Here is a 19,283-nt window from a genome sequence, read left to right as displayed (position 1 = left end):
ATATGAATATGCACGTAAGATGGTCAAAGGATAAATTGCACGTGGTGTTTAGTGAAATCCAGTAGAAATTTACATCCCATTACCCTTAGTAAGCCCTGTTGCCGAGCTTCGCAGTTTGTTTAATACATACCATTGAAAGGATTAACAATGACAGGTAAAGAACGCTTGATAGAGCTGTTGAAGCTCCTATACGCCGTAACCGACGAAGATCATCAGCTGTCAACGGCGGAGATCGTCACCCATTTTGCTGGCCAAGGGGTACCTACTGACCGCAGCACGGTCAAGGCCGACATAGACGTTTTGAATAATTGCGGAATTGAAATCCTCGCTACCAAAGGCACACAAATTCGTTATTACTTTTCCGATAGACAGTTTGAGCTTGCGGAGCTGAAGCTTCTGGTTGATGCGGTGGAATCCTCAAAATTCATCACCGCTAAGAAAAGCGACGTTCTCGTTAAAAAGCTTATGACTCTTGCAGGTGAGAATAGTGCAAAGGAGTTGGAGCGCCATCTCTACACAGCAGGCAGGATAAAACCTGAAAATGAATCTATCTTTTATGCGGTGGATATCATACATAGGGCTATCAATAGCGAAAGGCAGATAGCGTTTGTTTATTTTGAGTACGCTACCACTAAGAGCTTTGTGCCGAAGCATGACGGTGAGCCGTATATTTTCTCTCCATACGCCATGCTATATAACGAAGATAAATACTATGTCCTTGGCTATTCCGAGCAGCACGAAAAGATTGTTACCTTCCGCGTTGACCGCATGAAAGCGCCGGATATTTTGGATAAATGCATAGTCCCTCGCCCGGAGAACTTTGACCCGGTGAACTATACCGTCAACATCTTCAGCATGTACGACGGAGAACCTTATAATGTAACGCTCTTGTGCAAGAACGAGCTTATGAACTACGTGATTGACCGTTTCGGGGATGATGTCCGGACAGAGATCACCGATGAAGAGCATTTCACTGCAACCGTGGAGGTATCCGTCAGTCAGACCTTCTTCGCTTGGGTATTCCAGTTTGCCGGTGGGATACAAATAACAGGACCAGCTATAGTCAAAGAGCAATTCCGGAAGATGCTTGAAGAAGCGCATAACTGAAATCAATTTGAGGTGCGGTTAAATGACCGCACCTCTTTTTTGCCCCCTTGATTTGTTCTATCCACCCAGATATAATATGAGCACATCGGGAACACTTGTTCCGGATAGGAGAAAAGTATGAGAAGTAAGAGTACAGAGCTTATGTCCCAAATCAGAGAATATATTGAGAGATACTTTGATCGGTATTCCTCCACACCTACGGTGCGTGAGATTGCCGGAGCGATGCATATAGCAACCTCCTCCGCACACAGATACCTGGTCACCATGGCTAAAAGGACCATGATTTCTTATGAAAACGGCATTCTCTCCACCGCAAAAATCGAAATGATGACGCCACAGGTCAATCATGCGGCGATCGTCGGTTCCATACCCTGCGGTACGCCGGAGGAAAAGGAAGCGCAGATCGAAGAATACATTCCGCTCTCTGTTTCCGTGTTCGGCAGCGGCAGCTTCTATGTACTCAGGGCTTCCGGCGATTCCATGATCGAGGCGCAAATTGACGACGGTGATCTTGTCATTATTAGGGAGCAGGAAAAAGCCAATCTGGGCGATATTGTGGTAGCCCTTACCAATGAAGAAAAAAATACGCTCAAGCGCTTGTGTTATGACAATGATAAGGAAAGCTACTATCTGCATCCTGAAAATAAGGAGCTTGACGACATCTATGTGAAAGAGCTACGTGTTCAGGGAATAGCGACGCATGTGATAAAGGCGCTCTAAGAGGTGTGGCATGTTGAAGAAACACTATGTGGCAGTGGAGTATACCGAGGATACGGACGGGATCATTATCCCCACTGAAATCCGCTGGAATGACGGAAGGCATTGGGCGATCAGTAAAGTCCTGCACACCTGCTTCGCGTCTCACCATGAATTTGAAGGAATTCGCTACACAATAAAAATCGGTCGCGCGGAAAAATACTTATACAGGGATGGTCAACGATGGTATGTTGACTGCTCTCCGTAGGAGGTGGAACATGACATATGGCATTGTATTCCTATGAGGAAATCGACGAACTTGGCGAGGGCCTTATCCGACAATATCTTGGCGCTGAAGCCGAAGAAGCCTTCTGTGTGGATATTGAGGGCTTTGTCACCGAGTTTCTTGGATTACCGCTTTTCTATCGTACGTTTGCCGAGAAAGATTCTGATAAGATCGGATTTATATCCGACGGCATTACACCGCTTCGGATATACAAAAATGGAGCTATCGTCCCGACAATTTTTCGCAAAGGAACCATCGTGATTGAAAAATATCTGCGCCGGGAGAATGAAAGCGGCAGGCGCAGGTTTACTGTCAGTCATGAGAGCGCACATTTCGTGATGGATCGTACCGTGCCTCAGGCGAGTTTTCATCGCGAGTATGACAATGAACGCAACTACACGCCGACAGACCTGAAGTGCCTGTTCAGCTTCAAGGAAACACAGATTGACAGAATGGGCGCTGCGCTCCTGATGCCCCGATTCATGGTTTTCAATGTCGCAAAGGCGCATGGTGTTCAGGAGGGCCTGCCTATTTATGGCGACAGTATCCTGCGGGCGGAAGATAAGCTACTCATTCGGGACATGGCGAATACAATGGGGGCATCCTTCACCGCGTTTCTTATCCGGCTTAGAGAGCTGGGAATCCTGAGGAGACATGATCTCTCAGAGTTTATTACCGGCGAAATGGGATTGGGAAAGGCCGGTGACCCGTTGTGAACCAAATCAGAACTTATCATCAGAAAGCTGATATTCCTCCTGAGGTCAGGCGCAAGCTGCAGATTTCTAAAAAGGAAGCGGAGAACCTGACCCTGCGGGACATCGTCTGCCCATACTGTGGTTATCTTGTTGAGCGAGTGTTTTCGGACATCACCGGACATAAAATGATTTATTGCAAGAAGTGCAAAGAGGAATACCCCGTCAATCTCGGTTATTTTCGCCGTATGAAACGGCGGCGATATATCCAATACAAAATACGGAAGCGACAGCACAGATAACATTTCCCGTACAACTGAATATCTGCAATACTACTTTTAATCGAGCAAGCGGAGTGATTCCGGCGTAGAGCCGGTTGAGACTGCCAAGCGCCGTACGAAGCCGGATTGAGTTATAGGTCACTACCTATGCTCATTCCGATTTCTACGGCGTTTTTTCTTGCCTTGATTAGCTTTGTACTGCGTTAAAAGTCCTTTCCCGACTGGCTCTGGAAAGGACTTTTTCATGATAAGCCGCTGGGAACCGTATATCGCCGAATACCCGTAATCTCCGAATTTTTGATTTTCACCAAAATTCAAAAATTTAAGGAGATTGCGAAATGGTTTGGAATAATGGATTTGAAAGAAAGAGATTCGAAGAAGAACAGGAACGTTTAGCTGAAGAATACCGCAAGCTCGGTATGAGCGAAGCGCAGATTAGGGAAATGTACTTATTTGATCTTGCCTGGTATAAAAGCAAAAGACGTTACTATACACACACTCAATCGTTTGCATCAGGCGCGTTTGATGGCGGCATTGAGGACGATTTCGAAAGCATGTTGGTTAAGGTGTTCTCAGAGGCTTTAAGATCCGCAATGGACAAGCCGATCAATCGTTCTCGTTATTGTTGGGTCGAAGATATTGAAAACCCTGTGCTTGTGCAGAAACTAAAGCAGCTTAATGAAAATGATTTGGAATTACTCACCCTCTTCGCCTTTGACGGCTATACTTTCACGGAAATCGGAAAGATCTATCGCTGCACACCTCAAAACATCTATAAAAAATATAAAAGAATAAAAAATAATTTGGTCTGAAGGTTTAAAATCAGCCTTTCTCGCTGGCTATAAGTTGAGAGGAGAAATTCCTCTCCTGATCCTTGACAACCAAATACTCATTCGCTAAGACCTCAGTTCCGACGATATGCGAAAGCATGAGCCGCCGAGTTGGGTACGCCGAGACCTCCTTCAAGGAGCGAGCGAGATAACCTGCTCAAGTACCGGGTTGCTACCGGTATGGCGATGACAGTAGGAATGACAATGGTACTCCCGTCCAGCCACAGTCTCACGCAATGGGGGCGGCTCTGTCAGAACGACAGTTGGGGTGAAACTCCCGTGAGGCGGCTTCGCAAGCCGCCGCTTAGCGACTTCCCAAGTGGTTCAAATACCACCGCGCACACGGGGTGTCGAGGACAAAATGTGTGCTTACATACCTGACCGCATTCTCATAATAGGAAAATAGAATGATGCGATATGTTATGGGCTGTATTCATTTCTTTGCGGTCGGGTTATACATAAGCACACCGGCTTGGGAGAATTGAGTATTTGGTGAAGAGGACAACCATTTTTTTGTATGAGGAGTGTCCAATGTATAACGAGAATTTAAGTGTATGGCGTGGTGATGTTTACTACGCTGACTTAGGCGAGAACAAAGGCTCGGTTCAAAGCGGTATTCGGCCGGTTGTAATTATTCAAAATAATATCGGCAATCATGAAGGACCGACACTTATAGTTGTTCCCATTTCAAGTCAAATCAAAAAGCTGTGGCTGCCGGTTCATGTGTGGTTATCGAAGCATGACGGACTGGCGGAAGACTCTATGGCCTTATGCGAGCAAATTCAGACAATAGACAAGTCCCAGCTTATGTCGTACATCTGCCGGCTCAAGGGGGGCGCTCTGGTAAAAGTAAATGTAGGATCACTGATCAGCTTGGGCTTCATGCCGGCCAAACGCGAAAACAATTATTTGCAGCGCAGCAACGAGATGATACTTTGCTTATGCGGTGAACACTTGAGACCCTATCTTGAAGACAAAGAATACAAGGTCGAACGGCTGAACCATTTCCAAAATAAAGACCAATGTACCTGTTGTGAAAAGATGGGCTATGACTACAGAGTTACACATTTAGCTCTCACGAGGAGAGATTTTTCATCTTCTGTGAAAACCAGAAAAGGGTGAGCAACCTTCAGACAGTCTTAATAGTTCGTGCAGCGCGGGCTGCTTACGATGATACTCGAGCGCCTGCAATGATTTATCACGAAAAGGATGGGGAGAACAGCGGTTCTACCCATCCTTTTGCCATAAAATGAAATGCCAAGAAAAAACGATAGGAAGGAGATCGTGCCAATGACAAAAACAGAGGAAGCGTACCGCCTCATGCTGACGGAATACCCCGATCTGCTCACCGCGGAGCAGGCCGCGAAGATTCTGGGAATCGACCGCCATCAGGTCTACAGGATGGTCGACCGCGGGGAGCTTTTCGGCATAAAGCTTGCCGGGCAATATAAGATCGCCAAACTTCGGCTGGTCGAATTTATACTCGGCCAGGTGGCCTGATCCTTGAAAAAATGTATCGTGCGGCTGATCGGCACATTCGCAAAGCCATGTTTTCTTTGCTACACTGGTTTTATCGGCAGACAGCAAAGAGCTGCAATCCAGGAAACAGGAAAGGAGTATACTAATGAAAGTAATAAAGCCCGTCACCGGCAGTCTGGTGGAGCGCGGCGGCTACTACCATACGCTCATCAACGCCTATGTGAACGGGAAACGAAGAATAATCAGCCGCACCACCGGATTGCCAGTGAAAAACAATTACCGCAGGGCGCTGAAGGTTCTGGAGGAGCGCAAGAAGGAATACGACGAAAGCGGCCTGTCCGGGATGCTGACCATGGAGGAGCGGAGGCTTAATACCTCCTTGCTGCTCAGCGAGTACATGACAAAATTTGTAGAGCGCAAGAAGGACAGAATATCTCCCGTGACTTACGAAGGCTATACCAACATGATTAAAGGCCGCATCCGGCGTTTCTTCGACCCGCTGGGCGTGACCATCGGCTCGCTGACGCCTCAGCTCATAGAGGACTTTCTGGACAGCGTAGCCGACGACGGCTGCAACAGCTCCACGCAGCAGCGCTACTACCAGATCATCGGCTGCTGCCTGAAAAACGCCGTAAGGAAGGACCATATTGACAGGAACCCCATCGAGAAGGTGGACAGGCCCAGACGGGCCAAGTTCACCGCGGCCTATTACTCCAAGGATGAGGCGCTGCAGCTGCTGAGGTGCGCTAAAGACGAGCTGTGCTACATACCCGTCCTGCTGGGCGTCTTCTACGGAATGCGCCGCAGCGAGGCAACCGGCCTGCAGTGGAGCAGTGTGGACTTTGAGAACAATCAGATCCACATCGACCACAAGGCTTATGAGCAGAGCATCAAGGGTAAGACCCAGGTCATTATAACCGATGTGATGAAAACCGACGCCAGCAAACGCACTCTGCCTTTGATCCCACAGGTGCGGGAAGAGCTGCTGAAGCACAAAATCCGGCAGGAGGAGTATCGGCGGTCCTTCGGAAGATCCTACAAAAAGGAATGGACAGACTGTGTTTGCGTGGACCCCACCGGTAACATTCTGTCCCCGGATTTTGTCACCAAGCACTTCGGTCTGCTGCTTGCGGAACACGGACTGCGTCATATCCGGTTTCACGATCTGCGGCATACCTGTGCCAGCTTTCTGGTGGCGCAGGGCGTTCCCATGAAGCAGATACAGCTGTGGCTGGGCCATTCCACGTTCTCGACCACGGCGGATATCTATGCCCATTTGAGTACCGCCGCCATGGGCGAACCGGCGAGCTGCATAGCAGATCTCCTAACCGGGCCGGAAAATGGTTCAGAGGAGCAGCCCGACATAGAAAAAAGCCTCTGAGAGTTGCAGCTCTCAGAGGCGTGTGGCGGAGAGGAAGAGATTCGAACTCTTGCCCGGCGCAAACCGGCTACCGCATTTCGAGTCGTTTGTCTTATGCACACTATGGTGGAAATTAGAAGAAGATAAAAGCACATGGAAGTATCTACAAACCCACTAATTTCAGCGTTTTCTGGACCCGAATACCGAAAGGCCTTGACAAATCAATAGTTCGAATGAACCCCGATTTTGGCGCTTTTTTTGGAAAAAGGAGAGAATTTGGAGAGAACAAGAGAGATTTAGGAGAGAACAAAGGGCTTTTCTAACTGTTTAATATAGAGCTTCAGCATCACCTGCCGTTGACAATCCAATTAAGGAAAAGGTGATTCAATGAAGAAAATAAACAGTAAATACGATTATCTGCTCAAGGAATATCCGGCTGTTATTACCAAGGACCAATTCTACCGGATCTGCAACATCAGTAAAAAGACTGCAAAGCATCTTCTGGATAATGGCTTGGTCCCCTGTGTCAACAACGGAAAGAAAACCAGAAAGTACAAACTCAAGATGACCGACGTAATCGAGTATCTTGAAGGCCGGGATATATCTCCTGAGAGCTATATGGCTCCAATTGGATGGTATAAACGAGGACCTACGTACAAGGGATACAATCGGGAACTAAAAGTGTTAACGGAAGAAGAAAGAGCTAAGTTGGCAACGGTCTATTCTCATAGGATGGCCTATTACCCCGACGTTCTTTCCGTCATCGAAGCATCCGAGATCACTGGCTATCATCGAAATTCGGTTGCTAAATGGTGTACCAAGGATCTGATGCAATGTTTCAATATGGGAAACAGGTATCTGATCCCAAAGCCATCTCTCCTGGAATTTATGTTGAGTCCCTACTTTCAAGGCTTGAAATCTAAAATCGACTAGGAAACAAGGAATTGAATAGCAAACCAAGAAAAGGCCGTCACAAAACGTGGCGGTTTTATTTTGCCAAAATTTAAGGAGGTCGCCATGAAAGAAACCTTTAATCAACGTTACAATCAAGTCTACCAATTGGCTGAGCAGCAAGGTGAAGCTTTTGCCGAGGCGGTATCTGAATCCTTTGATGATCTTGATAGCCTCGGCAAATTCGTCGATACCCTGTTCTACATGCATTCCATCACGGGTGATGAGCAATTTGCTGTGTTTCTCGGGATGATGTACGAAATCATGGGGAGCCAGATGCCTGAAGAAATCGACTGCCATATTGTCATGGAGCAGAGGCCCAGCATTTTTTACAGCTGCTTTCTGACCTCATTCCTGACAGGCGTTTTGAATCGGGTCAGTTTATCTCACTAAATGGTGTATTCATAAGGCACTTTATGATGATAACTAAAAAATCACGAACGCATAAACCAACATATTCCCCCTATTGTTAGAGCAATTATGACGGTCAATGTAATGTAAACGAATGTCACTAAACCTGTTCTATTATTTTTTAGGTATTCCTGGTCTTCGTCCGAAATCATCAACTTGTCTGAATTAATATTTCTTAGCTTCTTTATATAAGAGTTATGACTGATGAACTTGGCAATTGAAGAAATTAAAACGAAGATTTCAGCTACCAACATTAGGATTAAAAGTATTCCAACTGACTTATTGGGGCTGAAAACATCAAAAACTTCTCCCTGCGCAAACAAGACTCCATACATGCCAGCAACTAAAGCCACTATCAAAGCCAAAATTGCATTTATAACGTTGGAGAAGGACTCAAAGTTTTTTGAGTAAATATCAATATACTCAGCCTTAAGAGTCTTTTGTGTCTCGAAATATTCTGTAGTTCTCCCTGAAACAATCAACCTAAGAATATTATCGAAAATTTGAATTAACTCTGATTTGCTTTCTTCGTTAAAAGATTTAACGCTATCCTCGGAATAGTGTTTGGCTATCGCTTCTCTTACAATATTACGCTTTAATTTTGCATCAACGGATTTTTGCCCATCTGATGTGATCCATTTGTAGCACGAATACCAAAAATTATTATTCATAGACTCGACATCTTGCCAAGTAAATCTAAATTTTTTTACATTGTCTTTTGTGAATATTTGAAACTCAAATTTATTTAGGTTTTCGTCTGATGCAATCACTCTGTCTGAAATCGCCATTAAACTTAGAAATTCTGAAAGAAATCTGCAAAAGGGATTACTATTACCATTATGATTTGACAGGTAATAAAAAATATCTGGGGGTGTTGTTACTGCAGTTTTTTTTAAAGACCCAACATCAAGAATCACTGTATCCAATAATTCTTGATAGGTATGCCCTAAATCATCTGAGTATGTCACAGGCTCAATATCAAGAATATCATCCCGCTTGCCTATGGTAATAGGAATTTTCCCATTGCCGATTTTTTTCTCGTAATACTTGAACAGTGCAACTGGATGTGTACAACTTTTAATGAATTGCTCATCACAAATAAATAAATTACTTGCTGATGGATATATCGAAAAAGCATCGCCTCTATCTATATGGGTTCTTAAGGCTGTTATATTTTCCCCATTGCAAAATGGATTGCATCCATTTAAATGCATAATAAGATCATCAGACACTTGCTCATCCAGTTGTAAATTAAGTTCGGAAGTTGACCATGAACATTTCAATTTATCACCTCATTTATTTAAACAGCTGACGAATATTTGCCCTGTATTCTTCAGGCACTTGTATTTGTATGTAACCATCATCAAATGATATCTTTTGAGCCCTGATTGCAACTTCTATATTTATCGCTTCTATTTTTAAATCCGGACTTATCTCTATTACAGTTTTGAATTGTTGTCGGGCGAATTTTTTGTCAATTTCAAAAGATTCATCTAGAAAATCCAAAGCCTCCGTAGAAAATATGTCTTCAATTTTCTTGAAAGATAGATCTTCCGATTTGATCGAATTATTAATCTCCTCCAACCATTCATCTGGCTCGAAACGTGATTCTGTTAAGATTTTCTCACGCATCAAATCGGATATTGTTTTTCGTAAAGTGCTATCAGTGATCTCCCTGGCCACTAACTCATCTGATTTAATTTTAGCAACTAGATATTTTGTATTTTCCTTGTCATCCCTTTCTCTTTCCAAATGCAAGAAGTCATATGCCCAGTAATTTGCTACTTTTCGATTTTTGTCTATAACATTAATCGTTTTGTTTAAAATTATGGCAGCCTTATAGTATCGTCTATCGGTCATAAATGCACTTTTCAGTTCGTATGTGAGCTTATCAATGCTGCTTGTCTCTTCAAGTTTTAGTAAAGTTAGCTTTCCTTTTTCATGTTTTATTATCAGAATCCCTGGAGTGATTCTTTTGTGCCTTCTTTTAGAACCATCTTTCTCTTCAACTAACTCTGCTTTTAATAAGTCATTTGCGAGACCGCTTATAAATGTTTCATATGAGGAGTCCACTTTATGTAAGTCTAAATATTTGTCTCTAAGAAGTTTTATTTTATTGGATTCATCATCGTCAGATATTTTGAAGTGTTGAATTTCTCCTGGAAGCCCGTTTCCGCTGTGACCAAGAATTGAATCAATTATCTTATCCAGGTTTGAGATTTTCTTATCATTAATTGTTGTATCACGTTCACAGCTTTCAGTTATGTTAAATACAAAATAATTCATAAATATCCCTCCCAAAATGTTAAATCCTCATTATTTAATGGACTTACTGATCAGACCTCGTAATAGTAGGCCTAAATCAGGTATTTAACTAAACACAAATAATAAGTTGGTTTACACATAAATCTTACCAAAATATGTAGATAATTCATACATATTTCTGGGAGATATGGATTTTATGTCAAACGTAAATTCGGAAAATTTGAAAAGAAGGAGGTAAAAATATTTGAGTACCAATGTAATAGCCATCGCCAATCAGAAGGGCGGAGTCGGCAAGACCACCACCTGCACCAATCTGGGCATCGGATTGGCCACCGAAGGCAAGAAGGTGGATCGTCTACAGAAAGTTAGACAGTTTTCTTAAGGTCAGACAGTCTGTATTCCACCGGGGTCCGGTATTCCAGAGAGGAATGGATCCGGATATGGTTGTACCAGTGGACGTAGTCCGCCAGTCCCAGTTTCAGTTCTTCCAGGGTTCGAAAGGTGTTCTGGTAAACAAACTCGGTTTTGAATATTTTGAAGGCCGCCTCCGCCACTGCATTATCATAGGGGCAGCCTTTGTGGCTCAGTGACCGCTGGATCCCGAAGGTTTCCAGCAGACCATCCATGGCGTTGTTCTTAAACTCATTTCCCCGGTCTGTATGGAAAATCCGGATCTTTTGAAGTCCCGGCCGGATGCTGGCAAAAGCCTGATACACCAGCCTGGGATCTTTGTTGGGACCAGCACTATAGCCAATGAATTCCCGGTTATGCAGATCTGTAATCAGACAGACGTAGTTCCATCTGCCGGCCACCCGTACGTAAGTCAGGTCACTGACGACGACCTCCAGGTACTCCCGGTTGTTGAATTGCCGGGCCACCTGATTGCTGACCCTCTCTTCATTGGTTGGCTTTTTGGGGACTTTGTATTGAGCCACTGTATAATTGGAAACCAGTCCCAGTTCCTTCATAATCCGGCCGATCCGCCGGCGGGAGATCTGCTTGCCTTCTTTTTTCAGTACCGCTTTGATTTTCCGGGTTCCATAGTTCCGTCTGCTGGCCAGGAAGATCTCTTTGATGGTGTTCCGTAAGGGCGACTCATCTTCCTTACATTTGGCCTCGTAATAAAATGTACTGCGTGGGAATTGCAGGACGCTACACATTGCTGATACCGAGTATTTGTCTTTGTTGGCCAGGATGACATCTACTTTCGTCCTATTATCAGCGCTGCCTGCTTTAAAATGTCATTCTCCATCCGCAGCTGCTGGAGTTCTTTCCGGAGGCAGATCAGTTCCTGTTCCTGTTCAGTGCGGTTATCCTTCTCCCGGAAGGATCCGCTGTTCTGATGCTGCTGGATCCACCGGTTGAGAGTGGAGCGAGTCAGTTCATACTCCCGGACGAGATCCGCTTTGGGTTTCCCGTTCTGGTAGAGTTTTACCATTTGTTCTTTAAATTCATCGGTATATTCTCTTCGTTCTCTTCTGGTCATGTTCGGGCTCCTTTTCATTTGCTCTATTCTATATGACCTTAGAAAACTTGTCCAAATTAGTGTAGCCTATCCAAGGTTTTGCTTGTGGATTGCGATCCCCAGGGCAGCCTGACGATCAGCTTGGGTCATTCTCAGCCGGATCAACTGCCCGTGACACTATCCTCTGTTCTAGGTAAGACCATGAATGAAACCGCGCTTTCTCCCCAGGAAGGCATCCTGCATCATCCTGAAGGTGTGGATCTGATGCCAGCTAACATTGAATTGTCTGGACTTGAGGTCTCGCTGGTCAATGTGATGAGCCGGGAAAAGATCCTAAAAGATTATCTTGACGGTATCAAATCTGGCTACGACTTCATCCTGCTTGACTGTATGCCTTCCCTTGGCATGCTGACGGTCAATACTCTGGCTGCAGCAGACAGTGTCCTGATTCCTGTCCAAGCCCAGTATTTGTCCGCTAAAGGTCTGGAGCAGCTGCTTCAAACCGTCAACAAAGTCCGCAAGCAAATCAATCCCAAATTGAAGATTGATGGCATCCTGCTGACTATGGTAGATAACCGGACGAATGACGCCAGGGAAATAAGTACCCTTTTGCGGGAAACCTATGGAACCAAGCTGAAGGTGTTCGACTCGTCCATCCCCCACTCCGTGAGGGCGGCAGAAACTGCTTCCTATGGGAAAAGCATCTTTGCCCATGATCCCAAGGGTAAAGTAGCAGAAGCCTACAGAAATCTGACGAAGGAGGTGATGAAGCTTGAAACCCAGCGGCAGAAATCTAAATCTGACCTCTTACGATGAGATCTTTCAGACTGAAGAAACAAGGATCGAAGCCTCACAGGAAAAGGTCATCGACATTCCTCTTACACAGCTTCATCCATTCAAGAATCACCCCTTCAAGGTGACAGATGATGAATCAATGCTGGAGACCGCTGAGAGCATCACCAAGCACGGCGTCCTGGTACCGGTCATCGCCCGTCCCCGTGAAGAAGGTGGATATGAGTTGATCTCCGGCCACCGTCGCAAGCGTGCCAGTGAGTTGGCCGGTAAGGAAACTCTTCCTTGCATCGTCCGCAATCTCGACGATGACGCTGCCACCATCATCATGGTTGACAGCAATATTCAGCGTGAGAATATCCTGCCTAGTGAACGCGCCTTCGCTTATAAATTGAAGCTGGAAGCTCTTGAGAGGCAGCTTGGTCGACCGCCAAAAGAAAATGTGGGACAAGTTGTCCCTACTTATTCAGGCAAGCGTTCCACTGAAATTATTGGTGATCAAACCGGCGAAAGCTATAAGCAAGTCCAACGCTTTATCCGCCTGACAGAACTAGTCCCTGAGCTGCTCGATATGGTCGATGCTAAAAAAATCGCCTTCAATCCAGCGGTTGAACTTTCCTATCTCATGCCCCATGAACAGGTCCAGCTGATGGAAGCCATGGACATGGAGCAGGCTACACCTTCCCTGTCACAGGCTCAGCGTTTGAAAAAGTACAGCCAAGACGGCAAGCTGACCTTTGATGTTATGACCGCAATCATGTCGGAGGACAAAAAAGGTGAACTGGACAAGGTGACGCTCACCGGTGAGAAGCTCAAAAAGTATTTTCCAAAATCCTATACACCCCAGCAGATGGAGGAAACCATCATCAAACTGCTGGAAGGCTGGTCGCGGAAGCGTCAGCAATCACAGGAACGGTAATTCCCCTCCGAAGTGCTTCAATACGAAGCGCTTTTTTTATTCAACCGGTCGAAGGGAGGGATGCAGATGGCTGTATTTCGAGTTGAGAAAACAAGGGATTACACCGTTATGGCGAATCATCATCTGAAAAACAAGGATCTGTCGCTTAAGTCCAAAGGTCTTCTATCTCAGATGCTGTCACTCCCGGAAGACTGGGATTACACCCTCAAGGGGCTTTCCATGATCAACCGGGAGAGCATCGATGCCATTCGGGAAGCGGTCCGTGAACTGGAACGAGCAGGATACATCGTTAGGACAAGGGAAAGAAATGAGTTTGGTCACCTTAAGGGTACGGACTACACGATTTATGAAAAGCCTCATCTGGTAGTAGATCCTTCAGAGATCAAAGAACCACTGTTGGGTAATCCTGTATTGGATAAACCTATGTTGGAAAATCCAATCTTGGATAATCCAGTGTTGGAGAAACCTACGTTGGGAAATCCAACGCAATTAAATACTAAGAAAACAAATACAGATTCATTAATGACTAAGGGATTAAGTAAACATCCATCAATCCCTGATCCATCAAGAGAAGCCAAGATCGAGAAGGATGAGATGAGATTGGATGCTCATTCCATCAAGGAGGCCATCCAGGAGAAAATCGAATACAAGTTTATTGTTCAGCGTTATGACAAGGATCGTCTGGATGAAATCGTGGACCTGATGGTGGAGACCCTCTGTTCCAAGCGAGAATACATCACCGTTGCCGGGGATGATTATCCGGCATCACTGGTCAAAGAACGGCTGCAGCGCATCGACAGCACCCACATCGAATATGTCTTTGAGTGCCTCGATAAAAACACCACCTTCATCCGGAACATCAAGAAATATCTGCTCACAACACTTTTCAATGCCCCATCTACCATCGACAGCTATTACACCGCACTGGTGAAACATGATCTTTACGGGGCAGGTTCCCGCTTTTATGAGGATCTTGGGAGCCTTATTAAGCCCAGCAAGTAAGAAGGTTTGATTCCCATGCAAGTTTTGTAAATCAAATTAGCACGATAATCAAATCCCAAAGTTTCATCCGGCCATAAGAACCTGAATCAAATGTTCATCTTTTCTGAAAGGAGTTACTCAAAATGAAAAGACCTCTCGCCTATATCACGGCTTCCTGGGGCGTTGATCCAACTGAAAATATGGAGATCGCCGCCAAATACAGCCGGAAAGTATACGACGCTGGTTACAATCCCATCTGTCCGATTCTAATGCTTTCAACCTTCATTGATGACGGCATCCCCCAGGAGCATAAGGACAGACAGGATATCGAGCTTGATTACCTCAGACGCTCCAACGTCCTCGTAGTTTGCGGCTCTCGGATCGACGAAGCTGTTAAGAATGACATTGCCATTGCTGAACGTTATCGCATCCCGGCAACAACCTTAAGCGGCATCCTGACCGTTAAGAGCCATGGTCAGAAAAACCCTGCCAGATAACAGAAAAATACATTCCTGATTTTGCGCGTAACATTGGGAAAAAGGAATGTTTCGTGCAATTTCAAAAACAGAAAAGGAGAAGAAATCTATGGACGTATTGATTGTTGAACCTGAAAAGGCGCCGCGAATGGCCAATATCACCGGTGACTTGAACTCTCTGCAGCAGGTTGTCGGCGGTTACATCGAAGCCGTCTATCCCTATGATGACCCGGTTGCCATTGTCTGTCATGAAGAAGGCAAGCTCATCGGCCTCCCCCTTAACCGAAAGCTTGAGGACTACGACATCATCGCAGGAACCTTTATCGTCTGCGGTCTGGGCGAAGAGGATTTCGATTCCCTCACACCAGAGCTGGCAGAAAAGTATCGGGAGAAATTTGCAGATCCTGAGATCTTCATGAAGATGGGCAGCCGCATCGTCGCTATCCCCATCAAACCCAAGAACGAGCTGCATATGGCCAAACCGAAACAGAAATCTATCGAGCCTGAGCTTTAAGCTCATTATTCCATTGGTTTATTCCAGATTGTGAAGCTTCAAGGACTGGTTGTAAGGAGGTATAAGTTCTATTTGGACTATCAAGTGTTGAACGTTTATGTAGAAATAGTCACGATATCGTGATACAATTTTACCAGTAAAGTTAGTTGGAGGAATGAAATGCCTGTAATTTACAACAAATTGTTCAAACTGCTTATCGATCGGAGAATGTCTAGTTCTGAGCTAATGAACAAAGCTGGATTCAGCGCAAATATCATCACCAGACTTAAGAAGAACGAGTATGTTTCTATGGAGAGTATCGAAAAAATATGCAATGCACTCCAAGTTGGTGTTGACGAAATTCTTGATTTTGTCTCAGTTGAATCAGGCGGTCCAAATGAACGTCTTTAGATGATATTCGTTTGTTTGGATGTCGAATCATAAATTAATATAAATGAGGTGGCGGTCATCATGGCGGAAAACATTAAGGTTTTTATTTCATATTCTTGGGATAGTGAAGAGCATAAGCAATGGGTAAAATCATTAACTGATAAACTCATTCAGGATGGAGTTGATGCTTCACTAGATCAGTATGACTTGACTTTAGGTGACCGCCTTCCTCACTTTATGGAGCAGCGTATTGCGGAATCCAACCATGTATTAATTATCTGTACGCCAAAATATAAAATAAAATCAGATCAACGAGCTGGTGGCGTAGGCTATGAAGGTCATATTATCTCAGGCGAATTACTCTCATCTAGAAATGAGAGTAAATTTATTCCAGTAATACGTGAAGGTACTCCTTTTACATCTATGCCAAAATGCCTCGAAGGAAAGTTGGCAATTGATTTAACTGGAGATCGAAATTTCAACGATGATCATAATTATAAGGACTTGATTACGACACTTTATGGAAATCGCTCAAAGCCTCCAATGGGAACTAAACCAGCATATATTCCTAATAGTAGCAAACCCGTTTCCCAAGGGTTTGACAGTTCTGAGGATATAAAAATCCTCGGAATCATTACAGATGAGGTTACAGTTCCAAAAAATGATGGAACCAGAGGTTCTGCACTCTATAAAATTCCATTTAAGTTATCAAAGAAACCAAGCGACATATGGAAGAAAATTTTCGTTGCTACTTGGAACATGCCTCCCAGCTTCACTTCGATGCATAGACCCAAAATCGCATCTGTGTTTGGAGATACTGTTTATTTAGATGGCACCACAATTGAAGAGGTAAGAGATTATCATCGAAAAACTCTATTGCTTTGTGTCGAAGAAGCAAATAAAAAGGAAAAACTAATTTTAGCTGAGGAAGAGCGCCGCCGTAAGAGACAAGAAGAATTTGAAAAAACTCAAAGCCAAAAAATAAATGATGTAATTAAAGACATCGAATTTTGATAACATGCAGTTGATTTAAATACTAAATTTCCAAATGCAGTTTTGAAAAGTATTGATTCTTGGACCGATTGAAAAATCGGTCTTTTTTCTTTTTAATCATCGCAACAAAATTTTTTGAAGGAGGAATTTTTCATGCAGGAAGAAGTGGAAAACAGGACCGTCGCCCTGGCCGTCAGTACCACCCGAATGACCGGTCGTGTTCTGAAGGCCGCACTCATCAAGCTCTTGGCTGAAATGAAGAAGAGCCGGGACAGTCCGCCGCAGATCCCCCACGGCAAGCAGTCTGTAAAAGAGCTCATCGGTCAGAATGCCGGAGTCTCAAATATTGAGATCACAGATAAAAACATCAAATCCTTTGAGCAAGTCGCCAGAAAATACGGCGTAGACTATGCCCTCAAAAAGGACACCACCGGGGAGAAGCCCAAGTATCTGGTGTTTTTCAAGGCTCGGGATGCCGATGCCCTAACTGCCGCCTTCACGGAGTATACGGCCAAGGTTCTCAAGAAGGACAAGCAGCCTTCCATCCTGGAGCAACTGGCCAAGTTCAAGGCTCTAGTCCAGGCCAAGGTCATGGACCGGGTGAAAAACAAAGACAAGGAGCTGACGCGATGAATGTAAAAATCAAGCGGATGCTCCTTTTAAATCTCCCCTATGTTCTGATTGCTCTACTTGCCACAAAGCTCGGTGAGGCCTGGCGATATTCTCCAGGACTGGATATCTCCCAAAAAGTGTTGCATCTCATGGACGGCTTTGCTTTAGCTTTCATGTCTCCCTGGCCGAGCCTGCTCCCGCAGGACCTGATTCTGGGCATTGTGATCGCTGTCGGTATCAAGCTGGCAGTTTATGTGAAAGGCAGGAACGCCAAAAAATACCGAAAAAACATAGAATACGGTTCAGCCCGCTGGGGTAGACCTGAGGACATTAAACCCTTTATCGATCCCACCTTTCGCAACAACGTCATCCTCACGGAGACGGAGCGCCTGACCATGAACAACCGGCCCAAGGACCCAAGGCTGGCACGCAACAAAAACGTCATGGTGGTGGGTGGTTCCGGATCTGGTAAAACACGGTTTTGGCTCAAGCCAAATCTCATGCAGTGCCATTCCAGCTATGTGGTGACCGATCCCAAGGGCAGCGTCGTGGTGGAATGCGGACAGCTTCTCCTGAGGGAAGGCTACAAGATCAAGATCCTTAATACCATAAACTTCAACAAATCCATGCACTACAACCCCTTTGCCTACATCAAGAGCGAAAAAGACATCCTCAAGCTGGTGACGGCCCTCATTGCCAACACCAAGGGTGAAGGCAAAGCCGGAGATGATTTCTGGGTCAAGGCGGAGACCCTTCTTTATACCGCGCTCATGGGCTACATCCACTATGAAGCGCCGGAAAGCGAGCGGAATTTTACGACCCTCATCGAGCTCATCAATGCCTCAGAAGTCCGGGAGGACGACGAGGACTTCCAGAACCCGGTGGATCTGATGTTCGCCGCTCTGGAGGAACGAGACTCGGAGCATTTTGCAGTCCGGCAGTACAAGAAATACAAGCTGGCTGCCGGTAAGACCGCCAAATCCATCCTCATCAGCTGCGGAGCCCGTCTGGCACCCTTTGACATCAAAGAGCTCAGAGACCTGACGGCCTACGACGAAATGGAACTGGATGCACTGGGTGACCGGAAAACGGCGCTGTTTATCATCATCAGCGACACCGACGACACCTTCAACTTCCTGGTTTCCATGGCCTACACGCAGCTCTTCAATCTGCTATGCGACAAGGCAGATGACGTCTACGGCGGACGTCTGCCTGTGCATGTGCGCTGTCTCATTGATGAGGCGGCGAATATCGGTCAAATTCCCAAGCTGGAAAAGCTGGTAGCCACCATCCGGAGCCGGGAGATCTCGGCCTGCCTGGTGCTGCAGGCTCAATCCCAGCTGAAGGCTCTTTATAAAGATCACTGCGACACCATCATCGGCAACATGGACAGCACGATCTTTCTGGGCGGTAAGGAGCGCACCACATTAAAGGAGCTTTCAGAAACCCTTGGGAAGGAGACCATCGACACCTTCAACACCGGGGAAAGCCGAGGCCGTGAGGTTTCCCACAGTCTGAATTACCAGAAACTCGGAAAGGAGCTTATGAGCATCGATGAACTGGCCGTGCTGGATGGCGGAAAATGCATTTTGCAGCTGCGCGGGGTACGGCCTTTTCTCTCCAACAAGTACGACATCACCAAACACCCCAACTACAAGTACCTCTCCGATGCGGACCCGCAAAACGCCTTCAACATCGAGAAGTACCTGTCCACCCGTCTCAAGCCCAAGCCGGATGAAATCTATGAGGTCTACCACATGGATCTGTCCGCCGAACCTGAAGCCGCCGAATGAGCGGCTTTTTT

At 45.5% G+C, this 19,283-nt stretch carries 21 protein-coding genes and 2 pseudogenes; 20 read left to right on the top strand and 3 right to left on the bottom strand.

Features of this window, described 5'->3' with window-relative positions; all coding sequences use genetic code 11:
- Window positions 1–147 precede the first annotated feature (147 nt).
- The 10 genes from B9A13_RS07445 to B9A13_RS07395 all read left to right on the top strand — a co-directional run bounded on the left by B9A13_RS07445 (window position 148) and on the right by B9A13_RS07395 (window position 8,075).
- The gene (locus B9A13_RS07445) at window positions 148–1,107 is read left to right on the top strand and encodes a helix-turn-helix transcriptional regulator (RefSeq protein ID WP_084234516.1); all 960 of its coding nucleotides are present in this window, start codon (window positions 148–150) and stop codon (window positions 1,105–1,107) included.
- A gap of 117 nt (window positions 1,108–1,224) precedes the next feature.
- Window positions 1,225–1,827, top strand: coding sequence for a transcriptional repressor LexA (gene lexA / locus B9A13_RS07440; RefSeq protein ID WP_084234515.1), 603 nt, complete (start codon window positions 1,225–1,227; stop codon window positions 1,825–1,827).
- Between the two features lie 261 nt (window positions 1,828–2,088).
- Entirely contained in the window at window positions 2,089–2,805 is a 717-nt protein-coding gene (locus B9A13_RS07430) for an ImmA/IrrE family metallo-endopeptidase (RefSeq protein ID WP_084234514.1), read from the top strand.
- Window positions 2,802–3,083 (top strand): hypothetical protein, encoded by a 282-nt coding sequence (locus B9A13_RS07425; protein WP_143806911.1) that lies wholly within the window; start codon window positions 2,802–2,804, stop codon window positions 3,081–3,083. Before B9A13_RS07430 ends, B9A13_RS07425 begins: the two co-directional genes overlap by 4 nt.
- A gap of 317 nt (window positions 3,084–3,400) precedes the next feature.
- A complete protein-coding gene (locus B9A13_RS07420; RefSeq protein ID WP_084234513.1) occupies window positions 3,401–3,874 on the top strand; it encodes a hypothetical protein in 474 nt (157 codons plus the stop codon).
- 549 nt (window positions 3,875–4,423) lie between these two features.
- Window positions 4,424–5,014, top strand: coding sequence for a type II toxin-antitoxin system PemK/MazF family toxin (locus B9A13_RS07415; RefSeq protein ID WP_143806910.1), 591 nt, complete (start codon window positions 4,424–4,426; stop codon window positions 5,012–5,014).
- A 168-nt stretch (window positions 5,015–5,182) separates the two neighbouring features.
- Window positions 5,183–5,392 (top strand): helix-turn-helix domain-containing protein, encoded by a 210-nt coding sequence (locus tag B9A13_RS07410; protein WP_159448065.1) that lies wholly within the window; start codon window positions 5,183–5,185, stop codon window positions 5,390–5,392.
- Window positions 5,393–5,516: 124 nt separating this feature from the next.
- A complete protein-coding gene (locus tag B9A13_RS07405) occupies window positions 5,517–6,752 on the top strand; it encodes a tyrosine-type recombinase/integrase (protein WP_084234510.1) in 1,236 nt (411 codons plus the stop codon).
- Window positions 6,753–7,118: 366 nt separating this feature from the next.
- Window positions 7,119–7,664: a helix-turn-helix domain-containing protein gene (locus tag B9A13_RS07400; protein ID WP_084234509.1), complete on the top strand. Its 546-nt coding sequence runs from the start codon at window positions 7,119–7,121 to the stop codon at window positions 7,662–7,664.
- Between the two features lie 84 nt (window positions 7,665–7,748).
- Entirely contained in the window at window positions 7,749–8,075 is a 327-nt protein-coding gene (locus B9A13_RS07395; RefSeq protein ID WP_084234508.1) for a hypothetical protein, read from the top strand.
- A gap of 41 nt (window positions 8,076–8,116) precedes the next feature.
- Here B9A13_RS07395 and B9A13_RS13895 read toward each other — a convergent pair whose 3' ends face one another.
- Window positions 8,117–9,376 (bottom strand): hypothetical protein, encoded by a 1,260-nt coding sequence (locus B9A13_RS13895; protein ID WP_143806909.1) that lies wholly within the window; start codon window positions 9,374–9,376, stop codon window positions 8,117–8,119.
- A gap of 13 nt (window positions 9,377–9,389) precedes the next feature.
- Window positions 9,390–10,379 carry a nucleoid-associated protein gene (locus B9A13_RS07385; RefSeq protein ID WP_084234506.1) on the bottom strand — a complete coding sequence of 330 codons (990 nt, stop codon included), beginning with the start codon at window positions 10,377–10,379 and terminating at the stop codon, window positions 9,390–9,392.
- Window positions 10,380–10,602: 223 nt separating this feature from the next.
- On the opposite strand from B9A13_RS07385, the pseudogene B9A13_RS07380 reads away from it, so the two are divergent.
- Window positions 10,603–10,707, top strand: a pseudogene (locus tag B9A13_RS07380) (ParA family protein); the annotation flags it as partial.
- Between the two features lie 16 nt (window positions 10,708–10,723).
- Here B9A13_RS07380 and B9A13_RS07375 read toward each other — a convergent pair.
- Window positions 10,724–11,844, bottom strand: a protein-coding gene (locus B9A13_RS07375) for an IS3 family transposase (protein ID WP_423241262.1) whose coding sequence is annotated in 2 segments (ribosomal slippage) — window positions 10,724–11,595 and window positions 11,595–11,844 — 1,122 coding nt in all. Because the reading frame shifts where the segments join, the coding sequence is not laid out codon by codon here.
- 72 nt (window positions 11,845–11,916) lie between these two features.
- Here B9A13_RS07375 and B9A13_RS07370 point away from each other — a divergent pair.
- From B9A13_RS07370 to B9A13_RS07330, 9 genes and pseudogenes are all read left to right on the top strand, one after another.
- Window positions 11,917–12,639 (top strand): annotated as a pseudogene (locus B9A13_RS07370) (ParA family protein); the annotation flags it as partial.
- Window positions 12,596–13,534, top strand: coding sequence for a ParB/RepB/Spo0J family partition protein (locus tag B9A13_RS07365; protein ID WP_084234504.1), 939 nt, complete (start codon window positions 12,596–12,598; stop codon window positions 13,532–13,534). The pseudogene B9A13_RS07370 and the gene B9A13_RS07365, both read left to right, overlap by 44 nt.
- Window positions 13,535–13,600: 66 nt before the next feature.
- Entirely contained in the window at window positions 13,601–14,536 is a 936-nt protein-coding gene (locus tag B9A13_RS14445) for a DUF6017 domain-containing protein (RefSeq protein ID WP_084234503.1), read from the top strand.
- Between the two features lie 122 nt (window positions 14,537–14,658).
- A complete protein-coding gene (locus tag B9A13_RS07355; protein WP_084234502.1) occupies window positions 14,659–15,012 on the top strand; it encodes a DUF7768 domain-containing protein in 354 nt (117 codons plus the stop codon).
- 88 nt (window positions 15,013–15,100) lie between these two features.
- Window positions 15,101–15,505, top strand: a complete 405-nt coding sequence (locus tag B9A13_RS07350; protein ID WP_084234501.1) for a DUF3846 domain-containing protein — start codon at window positions 15,101–15,103, stop codon at window positions 15,503–15,505.
- A 159-nt stretch (window positions 15,506–15,664) separates the two neighbouring features.
- Window positions 15,665–15,895 carry a helix-turn-helix domain-containing protein gene (locus B9A13_RS07345; RefSeq protein ID WP_084234500.1) on the top strand — a complete coding sequence of 77 codons (231 nt, stop codon included), beginning with the start codon at window positions 15,665–15,667 and terminating at the stop codon, window positions 15,893–15,895.
- A gap of 60 nt (window positions 15,896–15,955) precedes the next feature.
- On the top strand, window positions 15,956–16,888 hold the full coding sequence (locus tag B9A13_RS07340) for a toll/interleukin-1 receptor domain-containing protein (RefSeq protein ID WP_084234499.1): 933 nt from the start codon (window positions 15,956–15,958) through the stop codon (window positions 16,886–16,888).
- Window positions 16,889–17,020: 132 nt separating this feature from the next.
- Window positions 17,021–17,500 (top strand): PcfB family protein, encoded by a 480-nt coding sequence (locus tag B9A13_RS07335; RefSeq protein ID WP_084234498.1) that lies wholly within the window; start codon window positions 17,021–17,023, stop codon window positions 17,498–17,500.
- Entirely contained in the window at window positions 17,497–19,272 is a 1,776-nt protein-coding gene (locus B9A13_RS07330) for a VirD4-like conjugal transfer protein, CD1115 family (protein ID WP_084234497.1), read from the top strand. The genes B9A13_RS07335 and B9A13_RS07330 overlap by 4 nt, the downstream gene beginning before the upstream one ends.
- The last annotated feature ends 11 nt before the right edge of the window (window positions 19,273–19,283 follow it).

It is taken from the genome of Papillibacter cinnamivorans DSM 12816, assembly GCF_900176335.1.
GTDB classification, from domain to species: domain Bacteria; phylum Bacillota; class Clostridia; order Oscillospirales; family Oscillospiraceae; genus Papillibacter; species Papillibacter cinnamivorans.
This window is presented reverse-complemented; position numbering and strand designations above follow the sequence as displayed.